General features: G+C 66.4%; 11 protein-coding genes. 1 reads left to right on the top strand and 10 read right to left on the bottom strand.

The annotated features are described in order from the left end of the window. Positions 1-4 precede the first annotated feature (4 nt). From V6M37_RS12975 to V6M37_RS12990, 4 genes are all read right to left on the bottom strand, one after another. Positions 5-280 carry a hypothetical protein gene (locus V6M37_RS12975; RefSeq protein ID WP_332673915.1) on the bottom strand — a complete coding sequence of 92 codons (276 nt, stop codon included), beginning with the start codon at positions 278-280 and terminating at the stop codon, positions 5-7. A gap of 35 nt (positions 281-315) precedes the next feature. Beyond that, complete coding sequence (locus V6M37_RS12980; RefSeq protein WP_332673916.1) at positions 316-1359, bottom strand: DMT family transporter; 1044 nt, start codon at positions 1357-1359, stop codon at positions 316-318. A gap of 329 nt (positions 1360-1688) precedes the next feature. Further along, complete coding sequence (gene narL, locus V6M37_RS12985; RefSeq protein WP_332673918.1) at positions 1689-2348, bottom strand: two-component system response regulator NarL; 660 nt, start codon at positions 2346-2348, stop codon at positions 1689-1691. A gap of 170 nt (positions 2349-2518) precedes the next feature. Further along, complete coding sequence (locus V6M37_RS12990) at positions 2519-4063, bottom strand: histidine kinase (protein ID WP_332673920.1); 1545 nt, start codon at positions 4061-4063, stop codon at positions 2519-2521. 53 nt (positions 4064-4116) lie between these two features. On the opposite strand from V6M37_RS12990, the gene V6M37_RS12995 reads away from it, so the two are divergent. Next, a complete protein-coding gene (locus V6M37_RS12995; protein WP_332673922.1) occupies positions 4117-6498 on the top strand; it encodes a PAS domain S-box protein in 2382 nt (793 codons plus the stop codon). Positions 6499-6519: 21 nt separating this feature from the next. Here V6M37_RS12995 and V6M37_RS13000 read toward each other — a convergent pair whose 3' ends face one another. The 6 genes from V6M37_RS13000 to V6M37_RS13025 form a co-directional block, all read right to left on the bottom strand. Continuing rightward, a complete protein-coding gene (locus tag V6M37_RS13000) occupies positions 6520-7302 on the bottom strand; it encodes a TorF family putative porin (protein ID WP_332673925.1) in 783 nt (260 codons plus the stop codon). A gap of 46 nt (positions 7303-7348) precedes the next feature. Beyond that, the gene (locus tag V6M37_RS13005; protein WP_332673927.1) at positions 7349-8308 is read right to left on the bottom strand and encodes an electron transfer flavoprotein subunit alpha/FixB family protein; all 960 of its coding nucleotides are present in this window, start codon (positions 8306-8308) and stop codon (positions 7349-7351) included. Beyond that, complete coding sequence (locus tag V6M37_RS13010; RefSeq protein WP_332673928.1) at positions 8308-9108, bottom strand: electron transfer flavoprotein subunit beta/FixA family protein; 801 nt, start codon at positions 9106-9108, stop codon at positions 8308-8310. The genes V6M37_RS13005 and V6M37_RS13010 overlap by 1 nt, the downstream gene beginning before the upstream one ends. Next, positions 9105-10583, bottom strand: coding sequence for a hypothetical protein (locus V6M37_RS13015; RefSeq protein WP_332673930.1), 1479 nt, complete (start codon positions 10581-10583; stop codon positions 9105-9107). The genes V6M37_RS13010 and V6M37_RS13015 overlap by 4 nt, the downstream gene beginning before the upstream one ends. After that, positions 10561-12726, bottom strand: coding sequence for a heterodisulfide reductase-related iron-sulfur binding cluster (locus V6M37_RS13020; RefSeq protein WP_332673932.1), 2166 nt, complete (start codon positions 12724-12726; stop codon positions 10561-10563). The genes V6M37_RS13015 and V6M37_RS13020 overlap by 23 nt, the downstream gene beginning before the upstream one ends. Before the next feature lie 79 nt (positions 12727-12805). After that, complete coding sequence (locus V6M37_RS13025) at positions 12806-14998, bottom strand: oxidoreductase (RefSeq protein WP_332673933.1); 2193 nt, start codon at positions 14996-14998, stop codon at positions 12806-12808. Positions 14999-15209 lie beyond the last annotated feature (211 nt).

The following is a 15209-nucleotide window of genomic DNA, read 5'->3' on the forward strand; positions in this document are numbered from 1 at the left end:
TAGCTCAGAGCAGTCCCGTGTCCGCCATCCGCCGGCGGCCGAAATCGCTCAGGCCGAAACGGAATCGCATCTTGTCGCTGTAGGCGTCGAATCTTTCTTCGAGGCTGGTGATGAGTCCGCCCGAATACAGGTCGCTCAGCGTCACGCGCACCGCCCCCTGCCAGTAAGGTCCGGGCCTGCCATATTCCTCGCAGACCGACGCGGCGATCTCGTTCTCCCACATGCCGTCGGTTTGCGCGATGAGTTGCAGGATGAAGCCTTTGATGTGGATCTTTGCCATTTGCCCTCTCCTTGGGTTCGCGTGACGACGCCTCTCTACAGCGCCCGCACGACCTCGAGTACGTCGCTCTTCTCCGTGTACATGAGGAACGCACCGCCGACGACCAGTGCGAGACCGACCACGAAGTTCCACGCCGGAAACTGCAAGGTGAATGCCGCCAGGAAGACCACGGCGAAGGCGCCGTAGAGTGCGGCGATCGCCTGTCCCCGACCGACGCCGATCAACGGAAAGGATTTGTACCAGGACACGTAGCAGAACCCGAAAGTGATGCCCGCGAGCAGCAGCCAGGTGACGGCCTTGAGGTTCAGGGCTTCGAGCAGCAAGCGGATGACGTCGACGTCGCCGAACAGCGCGAGCGCCGGCATGACCAGGCAAAGCCAGTAAATAACCTCCGCAGTGAAGCGCACCGTGATGCCGCAATCGGGATCGGTGACATCGAGAGCACGTCCGGCAAGCGCGCCTTCGACCCCCCAGCCGAGCGCCGCCATCGCACCGCCGACATAGCCGATCCACGATGACTGGCTTGCAGAAGCGCTGGACACTTCGCCGAGGATCCCGGGCGCGTAGATCGCAACGCCGCCGCCGATGATCACGAGAATCCCGAGGGCGGCCCGGATCGTGATCTTTTCGTTGTACCAGACGCGCGCGATCGTCGCGCCGACGATCGGATACAACAGGCCGGCGATCGCTGCGAAGACGGCACCGACGTAGCCCATCGCCAGGAACGAACCAAAGATCGCCATCGGTCCGCCGAAAATGGCCGCGGCGAAATACCATTTGGAGATACGTCGCAACTGGACCACGGTCCTGCCGAAGTCGCGGAATTTCTCCAGCACGATCAGCCACAGGAACAGGAACAGCAACACCGAAAGTGCGTTGAGCGTCGTGATCACGGCGGCGGCAGTGAGGAACTGACGCGGATCGTCCATGTTCATTGCGACGAAGGGTTGCTCTTGCCATATTGCGGCGCCCGGGACATACCACGCGCCCCACAGCACTGCACACCAGAGCGCCCAGATGAAGCCCCACCGAATACTGCGGGCACGAAACGCTGCTTTCGCCTGGATTGCGGTTGTCATCATTCCTCCTGTTGTTGTGCGTGCCATGCGAGCGGCATCGCTGTCTCCATCCTCGTCCGTCCCTGCCGACAAAGGCACGACGTGTAAATGGATTATTGGAGGGGTCGGAGAGCGCGACAATATTCCAGAGGAACATACCCACAAAGGAGCACATCGGAAGCGTTCTTGCGATGGAAAATGTTGCGTCGGAAGTCGACGCAGCGCCGCGGATCTCGAGAAACTGCGGCGTCGGACAATTTTTTGGGCGCGCGCGGGCGCGCAGCGGGGGAGACCGGAGGCGCGGAAAAGTACGGCGCGGGCGCGGCCCCTGCCGCGCCGCCATGAACCGCTCAGGAAGGCGTGCGCTGCGCGAGCGACTCGCGCTGGTGGTGCCACACGACAGCCTCTAGTCGGGAGTGCAGATTGAGCTTGTGCAGCAAGTGCTTGACGTGGACTTTGACCGTGCCGACGCTGATGCCGAGCTCACGAGCAATGGTCTTGTTGCACATGCCTTCGGCGATGTAATTAAGTACTTCCGACTCACGCGCGGTAAGGTCGGTCTCGACCGCCGGCACATGCTGGTTGGTCGTGACCGCGTGGATCAACGTGCCGGTGATCGCCTCGCTCAGCACCGAAACGCCTTTCATCGCCCTCTTGAGGTTTTCCCACAGATCCTCGGGCTCCATGTCCTTCAGAAGATATCCGTGGGCACCGGCGCGGAGGGCCGTGACGACGTCGCGCTGGTTGTCCGACACGGTGAGTACTATCAGGCGTGCGTCGACATTGCGTTCCCGCAGCAGCGTCAGCGTATCGATGCCGTTCATGCCTGGCATGTTGAGGTCGAGAAGAATGAGGTCCGGCCGCAGGCGTTCGGCCATCTCCAAACCTGCGGGTCCGGATGCCGCTTCACCGATCACGCGGAAATCCGTGTCCATGTCGATCAGCTGGACCATCCCTCGACGAAAGAGAGCGTGATCATCGATGATCAGTACCGTATGACGTGTCTCCACCTTTAATTGGCTCCATATTGTTTTGTGACGGACGCCTGTCGCCCAAAGCAAAAACGTCCGCCAAAGCATCGCCTGTTCCGGCGACTGCGCATTACCACCGGTGATGCTACACCCCCTCGATTCCCCTGTCCGTGCAATGTCTTGCTGCACATGTTGGAGGCGACTCCTCCTCATTCTTCCCCTGCGGTCGATTTGAAGCTCGCGGTAACACGGCATCCGCCCTGCGGTCGCCGCTCGATCGAGAGGGCGCCGCCAAGGCTCAAAGCGCGTTCGCGCATGATTGTTGCCCCGTGGTGGTTCCAATGGTCGGCTGCCGGTTCGAACCCACCCCCATCATCCTCGATCGTCACGGCGGTCCAGCCGTCCTCCCGCAGCGCCAGCTTGACGATCGCATGACTTGCCCCGGCGTGACGCACGACGTTGGATAACGCCTCACGCACAATCTGGACGACATGGAACTCCTCGTTGGCGCTCAGGTGGTAGTTTCCCAGGCGGTTGTCGAGCGTCATCGCAACGCTGCTGCGCTCGCCATATTCTTCCAGCGCCTCGTCCAGCGCCGCCGCTAGTCCTCCCGCATTGATCTGCGTGCGGAAGGTGTTCAGCAGTTCGCGCAGCTTGCGATACGCGCCGTTCAGCCCGTCGCGCAGCTCTTCCGCCGCAGCCGCGACTTCCTCGCTAGGGCGGCCGCGCTGCAGCAGAGTCTGCACGCGGCTGACCTGGATCTTCATGAAGGACAGCGACTGCGCCAGCGAGTCATGAAGTTCGCGCGCCATCGACGTACGCTCTTCGATGAGTGCGAGGCGCCGGCCCTCCCGGGTCCGGCGCGAATGGCCGATCGCCATCGCCACATGCTTGCTCACGAGCTCGATGACCTGCACGCGGATCGTCGGGTGCTCCCCCCACTCCGGACCCACGGCGAAGAGGTGCCCGTACCATGTACTGCCGTCACCGACCGGCACTGCGATGCCGCGCGAGACCTCGTTGTCGCGCCCGCTCGAAGAGCCCAGTTCGAAGGTCTGGTACCTTCCCGCCACGGACAGCAAGCGAAGCTGTTCGACCTGCGCCCACCCGAGCTCGCCCGCGTGGATGACCGGGGGCAGCTGCATCGACTCCTGGATGTCCTCGCTCAGGCAGATACCGCAGGCGCTGGCATCGAGCGCTTCACCCAACCCCTCCGACAACTTCTTCAGCGCCTGCCGCCCGAGCGCGGGCCCGGCCAGCTCGGCTATCACCCGGTCGAGCAGATCGAGCCAGCGGTCGGGCGGGGGCGCGGCTGCGAGCATGTGAGCCGCGGATTCGCGGGCGAACTGCTCGGCGTTGCGTCGCAGGTGCAAGCCGATCGACGCACCGCCGGCGGCCACGAGTAGCAGTGCGATCCTCACCGCGATGTCGACCCGCAGATGCCGCTGCAAGGCTTCGGCCACCGCCAGCGTTCCCGCCTCCAGAACCGGCATTGCGGTGGCAATCGAGTCGAACGTCGCGGGCGGCGGAGCCACCGGGAGCTCGATCCGGAACGGTAACGCGTCGAGCAGGAGCCGGGTTTCATCCAGCCATTCGCGTGTTGCGGCTGTCGCGGGGACCTGATGGGAGAGCGACATCGCGCGCTCCTGCAACTGGGCGGCTCGCGCGATGAAACGTACAGCGTCGCTGGTCCACGCAGCGGTCAGGATCGGCTGCGCGAGCAGTGCGAGCGCAGCGCATACCGCCACGGCCATCACCGGGAGCCAAGGCCGGGCCCGCAGCCGTTGTCCCGTCTCCAAAAGCCAGTATGATGGCCGAGTCTCGGCGGACGTCGTTCGATTGGAAGTCATATCTCCATCTGCTGCTTTCCGCGCTCATCCCCGCCGAGGCATCGCCTCGTGCTCGCCCCCTGCTGTTGATCAATCGTGGAGGGAAGAACGTGCTGACGGTATGGCTCTATCTGATTGGTGCTGCCGTGGCATGCGCGTATGCAATAGGAGCCGGATTCGGATGGATGCCCTCGACCCCCATCCTCGCGGTCGGGTGCCTCGGCGTCGCCTCATTGTTCCTCGTCTCCGCTGAATTTTGCACCCGCCGCAGCCGTCTGCAACCCGCGAGCCGCCCGCCCCCGTCCGCACCGCATGAAACTCCCGTCGGGCACGACGACCACACGCTCGTCGACGGCATTCACGATATCGTATTCCAGGCTGACCGCGACGCCACCCTGACTTTTCTCAACCGCGCCTGGAAGACGGTCACCGCGCTCGACGCACGCGACTGCGTCGGCACGTCCTTTTTCCATTACGTCCATCCGGACGACCAGGCACAGAACCGGGAGCGGTTCCTCCAGATCCTGCAGCCCGGCAACGACGCGATTCGCTTCGAGACTCGGCTGATCTGTCGCGACGGGCGCCAGTGCTGGGTGGAAGTCCGGCTGACGCGTCGGCGCGGCAGACACGGACAGATCAACGGCGCGACCGGCGTGATGACGGACATTCACTCGCGCAAACGCGCCGAGGACGCGCTGCGTGCCCGCGATCGCAGCCTCTCGACGCTGCTCGATCACCTTCCCGGAACGGCCTTCCGTTGCCGCAACGACCGCCGCTGGACAATGGAATTCGTCAGCGACGGATGCTTCGAACTGACCGGTTACGAAGCAGTGGACCTGCTCGACCAGTCGTCTTACGACCAACTGATCCACCCCGAAGATCGCGAATACGTGTGGGACTACGTCCAGACCCAGTTGGCGCAGCAGAAGGCTTTTCACCTGCGCTATCGCATCCGCACGCGCGAAGGCCAGGAGAAATGGGTCGAGGAACGCAGCGGCGGCATTTTCGCCGGTGATGGCACGCTGCTCGCGATCGAAGGCTTCGTCTCCGACGTCAGTGGGCAGAAGCGGGACGAAGAGCGGATCGTCCGTGAATCCCTGCGGGACACGCTGACCGGTCTGAAGAGCCCTGCACTGCTCCTTGACCGCGTGGCGGCGGCGATCAGGGACGACGCGGTAACGCCGCGGCCGTTCGCGCTGCTGCGCCTGGACATCGACAACCTCAAACGGATCAACGAGCGCCACGGCCGCGCGACCGGCGACGCGCTGCTGGCGCAACTCGGTAAGCGCCTGGGACAGCTCTGTCGCGCCGGGATCTCGGTGGGGAGGCATGGCAGCGACGAGTTCGACATTCTCATTCATTACGACACCGCGCTGCCCGACGGGCGATTGCCGCAGTTGCCCGATCTGGCGCGCTTCACCGGCCAGGCCGCCGGTGACGTCTGCACCGAAGCGGTGGTATGCACGGGGGCATGGGTGGACGTTATCGCCGGCCTGCTCGAGGCCCCCTTCGACATCGAGGGCGTCGACATTTCTATCAGCGTCCGGATCGGCGTCGCCCTGAGCATCGACCCCCACTCGGATGCCCAGTCGATGTTACGCGACGCGATGCGCGCGGGCTGTTCGCCCCAGTGCCAACGCGCCGGTAGCGCCGTGCGGTTCGCCTTTGCGAGCAAGCGCGCGCAGCAATCCGCGCTGAGATGGCGCCATTCCGCGAGCGAATTCGAGCGCGCGTTCATAGCGGACGCGCTCGCGGTGAGTCTCGTTTCCAACGCTGTCATGGACGCGGGGCACGGCGCAATCGAGGGCTCCGCCCGCTGGCATAGCCCGCGCATGGGCACGATACCCCCGGCGCAGATGTTCCTCCACGCATATCAGCAGGGCACGTTGGATGCCCTGGTTTCGAGGTATATCGAGGCCGTTTGCACACAAGGGCTCCTTGCATTGCGGCTCGGGCAGCGGCTCGCAATCCGCCTCGACTGCATGCCGCCGACCGCTTCGCTGCTGACCAGCGCCGCCGCTGCCCTGAAATCGCTCCCGCCGAAATCCGCCGGTCGCGTCGATCTTTTGCTCGCGCTGCCTGCGGCACACTGCGTTGCGCCGCGGCAGCTCGATCTGCGGTCTCTGCGCGAGTCGGGAGTCCGCGTGGGCTTGCACATCACAGCCGCGTCCCTCGACGAAGACACCGCGCTATCGGCGTGGCTGATGGTCGCCGACTTCTGGCGTATCAATGTCGTTTCCGACGCCGGCCGGGCCAGCGGAACCGACAATCGCCTTTCCGACCTCCTCGAACTCGCGGCCCGCCGGGGCGTCGCAATTGTCACCGCAGCTGATTCCGTGGCGACGACCGCGAAAGGATAGGCCCGCGCCCCTGCGGAGGTTTCAGAAGGACCGCACGAGACTCGCAATCCAGTGCCCCTCACCGAGTTTCTCGTCGTCCGCGACCCACAGGCCGTCGTCCGCATTGGTGCGGGTGTAGGCAACCGCGGCCGTCCAGCCTTCCCCGAACGTCTTGCTCAGAGCGACCCGCCAGTCCGTGTAGTCGAAGTCGTCGTAGTTTCGCACCCGCTGCCGTCCCACGTGCAGGCCGAGAGCGAAGTCCGCGCCGAGCGGCACCTTGGCGTTCAGTTCGAGATAGCCGCTGCCTTTCGAATCGCCGCGCCCGTCGCCCATCGAGTCGCTGTTGAATCCGAAGAAATCGGTCAGCGTGTGGGAATACTTCAGCGTCAGCATCTGCCAGCCGACCGACGCGTAGGCTTCGAGCGTGTCGTATTTCTCCCGCGTCCCCGGAAGCTTCGGGTGTTCGGGGTAATAGAACTGCAGCAGGCCGACGTCGTAGCTCCAGTCCCCGACCGCCCCGGCATAGCCGCCGTACAGATCGATCTCCAGACTGGCGTCGTTGATGGCCTCGTTGCTGACGTTCGTGCCCCAGACGCCGGCGTAAAGCCCGCTCGCGTGCGCATAATCGAACCCGCCCTGCAGCGCCGGGCGATTCTGCGTGTAGGTCATGCCGCGAAACACGTAGTTCGTGAAGAAGCCGACGTTGGAGCTGACTTTGTGCGGGCTCTCCGCTTCTTGCGCCAGGACGCCGCCGCTAACCGCAAGGCCCGCACCGCATGCAGCCATGCAGCCGAGCGCGCGCATTCCCAGATGCCGTTGTGACATTTTCGATCTCTCCCTGTGAAAAGGGGGCCTGCGGCCCCCCGAATGGTCAGAGGTGATTGCGCAGTTCCTGGCCGATGTCGAAGATGTCGCCGACAATGCCGTACCGGGCGATCGTGAAGATCGAAGCCTCGGGGTCGGTGTTCACTGCGACGATCGTGTCGACGTGCTTCATCCCGGCCATGTGCTGCACCGAGCCCGAAATGCCCATCGCGATGTAGAGCTTGCAGTTCGCCGCGGTCTTGCCCGACTGGCCCACCTGGCGCGACTTCGGCAGCCAGCCCGAGTCCGCGATCGGGCGCGAGCATCCGAGCGTCGCGCCGGCCGCGTCCGAGAGCTCCTTGAACTGCTCGACGTTGTCCTCTTCGCCGACGCCGCGGCCGATCGAGAGAATGAACTCCGCACCCGGAATATCGACGTCGTCGCCGCCGGCCGGCTCCTCGAAGTCGAGGTGCTGACTGCGCGGCGTGACCGCAGGGGCCGGGATCGCGGCAACTGCGGGGGCGCCGGCATTCTCGACGGGCTTGTAGGCGCCCGGACGCACCGTCAGGACGACGGTTTCGCGGCCCGGGAAGTCCACTTCCACATTCACTTTCTGGCCATACCCGGCACGCGTCGCGAGCCAGCCGTCGGCGTCCCGCACGATGCCGAATATGTCGGTCGCAAACCCGTGCCCGTCGCAGGCGACGAGCGGCGCGGCGTATCCCAGCGTATCGATGGTGTGCGGCAGCAGCACCAGCGACGGCTGGCGCGCCGCGATCAGCGCACGCACCGACGCTTCGTAGATTTCCGGGTCGAACGCATCGACGACGGCCTGCACGGTGAGAATCTCGTCGACCCCCTCGAGCTTCAGCGCGTCCGCGTAGCGCTCCGGCGCCTCGCCGATCACCGCGACGCGTACCGGCTCGCCGGTCGTGGACTTCAGCGCGACCGCGGCCCCGATCAGTTCGCCGGTGACCGGCCGCAATTCGCCCTTGCGATGTTCGCCGACTACGAGAATTCCGCTCATTACGCTTCCCCCCTGAATTCCTTGATGATTTGTGCCAGCCGCGCAGCCTGTTCGGCGGGAGTTCCCGCGATCATCTGGGCGCGGCCCTTCTCCGGCACGTACATCCGCCGCACGCGCGACAGCGATCCCGCGGTGCCAATCTCATCCGCCGGCATCCCGAGCGCTTGCGGATCGAGCAGCTCGATCGGCCGTTGCGCGGCTTGCTTGATGCCGCGCAGCGACGCGTAGCGCGGCGTATTGATGCCGAGTTGCAGCGTCAGGACCGCCGGGCAGTCGATGCGCACCGACGCGAAGGTGCCGCCCTCGAGCTCGCGCCGGACCGTCGCGCTCTTGCCGCCGGGTTCATAGTCGAGCGCCGCGACGACCGCGGCATGCGGCAGACCGAGCAACCCGGCCATCGCCATGCCGGTCGCGCCGAACGCGTGGTCCGACGCCTGCACGCCGGCGAAGATCAGGCCCGGCGCCTCTTTGCGCGCGAGCGCGGCGAGCACCCGCGACACCGCGATCGCGTCGCATTCTTCGAGCTCGTCGCTCCACACGCGGATCGCGCGGTCCGCGCCTTTCGCGAGGCACTTGCGCAGCTCCTCGTCGGCGCTGTCCGGACCGACTGTCGCGACGACGACCTCGATGTCGGCGCCGCCCGGACCTTCCTTGAGCCGCATCGCCTCCTCGAGGCTGTAGTTGTCCCACTCGTTGAGATCGTGGAGAAGGAAGTCGGGATCGACGTCGCGACCGTCCTCGCGGATCTCGAAATCCTCGTCGAGCGAGGACACTTGTTTGATCGTCACCAGTATTTTCATATCGTCTCCATCTTCTCCTGCGCTGCGTGGGGGTATTGCTCGTGCTGCATGGCGGCGTCGCCGGTCGCGTCCGCTGCCGGTCCGAGTTGCCTCGCGAAATGGTGGTAAACGCGGTACCGGACTTGGATGTCCGGGTCGTCGCGCATGCGCCAGCGGTCGGCGTCGGCGAGGTTGGGATGGTCGACCGCGAGCGCACGGTGCAGCGGATACGGGTCCTGGCGCAGGACCCGGAGGATCGCGCGCGGCGTCTGCCGATTCAGGATCACCGCGCGGCGCACGTCGGCGCACTCGTGCACCGCGAGGCGGGCGAGCCGCGACGCCGCCGTCTCCGGGTTGCGGCCGACGCCGGCGAGGACGTCGACGTCGCTGCTGCGCGCGAGCCGCCGCACGACCGCGGGCGGCAGGTCGTCGCGATAGGCCACTGCCGCCTGCACCCAAGGGGCCGCGTCGCGACTGAGGCGATCGAGCAGCGACTCGGGGCAGGCCGGGTGCCGGGCCACCGAGCGGCGGACCTCGAGATCGTGGTCCGCCGCCGAGCGTTCGAGGAGATAGCTGGGGCACGCCGGGTTGCGCGCGAGTACCCGGCGCACCCAGGTGTCGGAGTCGTCGGCGAGACACGCGGCGAGGGTGATCGGGAGATCGCGTCGCGCGGCTACGGTGCGCCGCACCGCTTCGTCGGTATCGAAGCAACTTGCGACGATGGCCGCGACGGGCGTCGCCGGGTTCGCCGTCGTGGCGCGACGCACGGCGACCTCGGCATCGCGTGCGAGTTCGGCGAGAAGCGCGGGCGGCGTCCGAGCGTGCCGCGCGATGCAGCGCCGTTCCAGCGGCGACGCCGGCAGCGCCCGCAGCAGCGCGTCCGGGCAGTGCTGATGGAGCAGGATCTGCGCGCGAACCGCTTCCTCGTCGGTGGCTCGCCACAGTGCCATCAGCGTCGGGCCATCGGTCGCGAGATTGACTGCGAGCAGACGCTGGAGCACGGGGATGCGCCGCTGCTCGACCGTCGCGAGGATGTCGGAGCTGCTGCCGGTGTTCTCGCACAGCGCGCAGAGCGTATCGAGATCCGTAGTGGCTTCGCCCAGTTCCGCGAGAATCTCGCGCGGGGTATTCGGGTGGCGGGCAAGCAACGGGGCAAGGCGCGCGCGCGCGCCGTCGCGCCACACCTGGCCCAACGCTTCGGCGGGCGCCGAAGGGTTGCGGGCCAGTCGTACCCGCAGCGTCTCGTCGTCGGCGACGCTCGCGAGCCGCTCCAGCACGGCGGGGGCGACGAACGCGGCCGATGCCAACAGCAGCCGGTCGCGACGCGCGCCGAACAAACGCGGTTCAAGCAACTGCCGCTGCTGCGGCCCCGCGTCGGGGTACAGCGCTGCCGCGCTGAACGGCTCGTCGCTCCCCCGCGCGCGCCGCAGCAACTCGAGCCAGTGCCGCTGCGACGACGCCACGGAGCGCGAACTAGACGACGGCGACCGCGTCACGGCTGGCATCCTCGGCAGCGGTCGCGGACTTCGGATCGACGAGCGCTTCGGTGATCAGCTCGATCAGCTCGCGGACGACGAAGCGCCCTTCGAAACCGCAGGTCTTCCGCGCGTCCTCGAACATCGTGAGGTCTTTCGGGCAGCACACGACGAACACTTCCAGCCCTTCGATCTCCCCGGCTTCGCGCATGCGGATCTGCGAGGGCTTCTCGGTCCCGACCGCATCCGGAATCCAGATGCGCCCGCCGCCGGCACCGCAGCAGAAGGAGTTGTCGCCGTGGCGCGGCATTTCGACGAGCTCGCAGCCAAGCCCCCGCAGCAGCTCGCGTGGCGCACCGTACCCCTTGTTGTAGCGGCCGAGGTGGCAGGGGTCGTGCAGCGTGACGCGGTACCCGAGCGGGCGTTTGAACCGCAGCCGCCCCTCCTCGACCATGCGCTGCACGTAGCTCGTGTAGTGCTCGATCTCGTACCGTCCACCGAAATCGGGGTACTCGTTGCGGATCGTGTTGTACGAGTGCGGATCGGTGGTGACGATGCGCTTGAAGCTCGCCCCGTTCAGCGTCGCGATGTTGTTTTCCGCGAGCAGTTCGTAGAGCCCCTCCTCGCCGACTCGGCGCACATCGTTGCCGGCGTTCGATTCGCCTTCGAAGAGCAGGCCGAAATCGATGTCATTGTCGTGCAGCAGGGTCGCGAAAGCCTGGCTGACCTTTTGGTTGCGCGGGTCGAACGACGCGTAGTCGCCGACGAACCACAGGACCTCGACCTCTTCCTTGCGGGCGTCCTTGATTGGGAACGGCAGCGCCTTCGTCCAGGCCGCGCGCTTGCGCTTCGACTCGCCGAACGAGTTGCCGGTCTTGTGGATCGTCTGCAGCGTCTTCTGCAGCAGCGGCTCCATCGCGCCGTCCTCGACCAGCTTGCGGCGCATCTGGACGATGATCGGCACATGCTCGACCGCGACCGGGCAGATCTCGACGCACGCCATGCAGGTACGGCAAGACCACAGCGTTTCCATGAACACCTGGCCGACGTCCTTGCCATGCACGTCGAGCTTCACCTCGTCGGGCAGCGTCTTCTTCTGCAGCGCCTCGTTCGCGAACTCGCGCAGCGACAGGATCACGTCGCGCGGCGACAGCGGCGCGCCGGACGCACGCGCGGGACACGCCTCGTGGCAGCGGCCGCACTTCGTACAGGCGTCGAGGTTGAGCAGGTGCTTCCACGTGAAGTCCGTGATCGTCGCGTAACCGACGCGCTCGCTCTCGGCCGGCTGGCGCGGCAGGCGCTGCGCGGCCAGCGGGTTGCGCATCATCAGCGACCCCGACGCGGTGAAGATGTGCTTGACCTTCGTGAAGGGGATCAGCGCGATCAGCGTCAGCGCGAGCACGCCATGGAACCACCACAGTCCGGCGCGCAGGGCGCCCGCGCCGTCTGCGCCGAGCCCGGCCGCGCTCATCGCGTGGGCGACCAGCGCCCCGAACGGCGACCACCAGCGCAGCTCCCACGCCTCCGGGCGCTCCGCGAGCCACACCAGGCGCGACGCCTCGAGCACGTAGCCGGTGATGCCGATCACGATCAGCGTCCACAGGAACGCCCAGTCCTCGCGGCGGTAGGCGCTGCGGTCGTAGTCCGGGTCGCCGAGCTGGCGGTCGGGGCGGGCATAGTCGAGCTTCGGCGGCTTGATCCAGCCGCGCCGCACCATCATGTAAATAAGGCCCGAAATCAGGCAGACGCCGGCGACATCGAGCACGAGCGAGAACCACAGGTAGAAGTCGCCATGCCAGAAGCGCAGCCCGGTCAGCGGCTCGAGGACGTCGTATTCGAGCGTGATCGTCGCGGTGCCGAGGAAGAGCAGCACGAAGCCGAAGAAGATCAGCCGGTGCGCGCGGCCGGCCGCGGGGTCGCGGCGCACGATCGTGCGATGGCTGAGCACGGTGCGGCACATGTCGAGGAAGCGCGCGCCAAGCGCGAGCGTGGACTCCAGCGGCCGCCCGCGGCGGTACTTGCGAATCTGCACCCACGTGCCGTAACCGAACACCCCGATGGCGCCGAAGCCGAGCAGGTAGAACAGGACAATCGCGGGGGACGAGAATCCCTCGAACAGGATGCGCGTGACCTGCAGCGGATCGAATGTGTCTGTCGCGAGCATGGAGGCTTTCCGTCTGGTTTTCAGGGGAAGCGGCGGGGTGCGGCGCCTGACGCGCCGCACCCGCAGCGCGGAGGGCGCCTTACACCTTGTACTGGATCTCGAAGCTGCCGCCCGGCATGTGCGGCGTGCCCCACACCGCGACTTCACGGCGGTAAGGCAGCGGGATCTGGGGATTCTTCTCCTGGATCTCGCGGCCGACGCGGTGCCCGCTGAAGGTCGCGTCAGCGATCAGCCGCGGGGCTTCCGCGTCGCCGATCAGGTAGATCCCCTTGATGCCGTTGCTCTCCCACTGGCCCTCGGCCGCCTTCAGCTCGCGGAACAGGCTGTCGTTCGAGCGCCGGCCGGTGACCAGCACCAGCGAGTCGAACCCGATCCAGCGGTGGGTCTTGTTCGCGTCGCGCGGCGACTCGCCGGCACCCCGATAGGTGCGGCGGGAGCCGTCGCCCCACATGTTGTACACCTCGATCTCCCCCGGCCGGATCTGGCTCGCGAAGTGGTCGCCCATCTCCTTGACGCCGAGCTCGTGCAGCCGGCGCATCATGTTCGGGTACTCGAGCGTGAAGTGCATGTAGTTCGCGAGATGCACGCCGCTGACGATCGTCACGTCATGGCCGGCGACCGCGAGCTTCTCGGCGAGACTGGGCGCCATGAAGTAGGTGTCGGCGTTGAGGATCACGACGCGCTTGCCGATCGGCTTCTTGCCTTCGATGACCTGCTCCGGAGTGAGCTGGTCGTCGCGCGAGGCGTCGGCGCCCGGGATGGGATCGTGCGTCAGGCAGTTCGTGCCGTCGCCGACCCAGTGCGCGCCGGTCGCGATGACGACCTTCTCCGCGCCGTACGCGAGGATGTCGGCGGCGGTCATCGGCTTCTGGCCGAGCGCGAGCTGGTTCTGCTTGTTCTTCTTCAGCAGCTTGGTGATCTGAGTTTCGCGGTAGTCGCGGTGGTAGCCCCACTCGCCGAGGCCCGGCAGCGTGACGATCTTGTTCAGGTGGCCGCCGATCTTCTCGGCCTGGTCCACCAGGTGCACCGTGTGGCCGCGCTCCATCAGCACCCGCGCGCACTCCGAACCGGCCGGGCCGGCGCCGACCACGAGCACTGCATCATCCGACTTGGCCTTGGCGAACTTTTCCGGGTGCCAGCCGCGGCGGTATTCCTCGCCGGCGGTGGCGTTCTGCGTGCAGATCATCGGCGGGCCGCCGATCTCCCAGCGCGAGATGCAGACGTTGCAGCCGATGCAGACGCGGATGTCGTCGACCCGCCCTTCCTCGATCTTCTTCGGCAGGAACGGATCGGCGATCGACGGCCGCGCGGCACCGATGATGTCGGCGATGCCCTTCGTGACGATCTCGGTCATCTTCTCCGGATCGGTGAAGCGGCCGACGCCGAGCACCGGCTTCTTCGACACCTGCTTGATGAAGCGCGTCCAGGGCACCTGGTGCCCCTGCAGATAGAAGCGTGACGGGCCGGCGTCCTCGCCCCACTCGGCGATGTCGCCCACATCGACGTCCCACAGGTCGACCAGCGAGTCGGCCATCTCGACGAAGGCCATGCCGTCGCGCTCGACCTCGATGCCGCCCTTGCCATAGAGCGAATCGACCGCGAATCGCGTCGCGATCGCGCAGTCGTCGCCGACGGCGCGGCGCACCTTTTCGAGCGTCTCGACCCAGAAGCGCGCCCGGTTCTGCACCGAGCCGCCGTACTTGTCGGTGCGCTTGTTGTAATACGGCGACAGGAACTGCAGCGGCAGGTAGGAGTGCGCACCATAGACATAAACGATGTCGAAGCCCGCGTCGCGCGCGCGCAGCGCCGCATCGACGTAGTACTGCTGCACCTGCGCGATGTCGTCCAGATCCATCTCCTTGCAGTAGGTCAGGGTCTCGAACTCCGACGCGTACTGGCTTGGGCCGCGCGGCGTCGCGCGGCTTTCCATGCAGGGCGCGTGCGCGCCGCCGTACCACATCTCGATGCCCGCGAGCGCGCCGTACTTGTGCACCTCGTCGGTCATCGCGCGCAGATTGCGCACGTCCCCTTCGTCCCAGATCCGCGCCGACAGACGATGCGTGTCGTCGGACTCAGGGTGGATCGAACAGTATTCGGTGTTCATCGCCGCCCAGCCGCCTTCGGCCTTCATCGAGCGGTGCGCGGCCTGGAAGCCCGGCAGCGTCGAGCCGGCGCCGATGCAGTGCGGCACCTGATAGAAGCGGTTGCGCAGGGTTTTCGGGCCGATCTGGATCGGTTCGAAGAGAATGTCGTAACGAGGATCGCGAGCCATCGTGTTGTCTCCAGGCGGGTTGTAGGAATCCGCCCTGTTCGCGTGGATTGCGGTCAGGGCATCGGTTTGCAGCGCGGCGCCGGCCGACATCCGGTGCCGCATCTGGTCATTCGGGCGAGGAGCCCGAGGGAAACGGGAAATGCGTTATCGCGGAGGCGTTCGCGCGGGGGATGTCGTCGTGAAACTTCGCGCGGCCGCCGAGGGCAGGTTT

Origin of the sequence: Aromatoleum sp. (assembly GCF_036675785.1) — a bacterium.
Classification (GTDB): Bacteria; Pseudomonadota; Gammaproteobacteria; order Burkholderiales; family Rhodocyclaceae; genus Aromatoleum.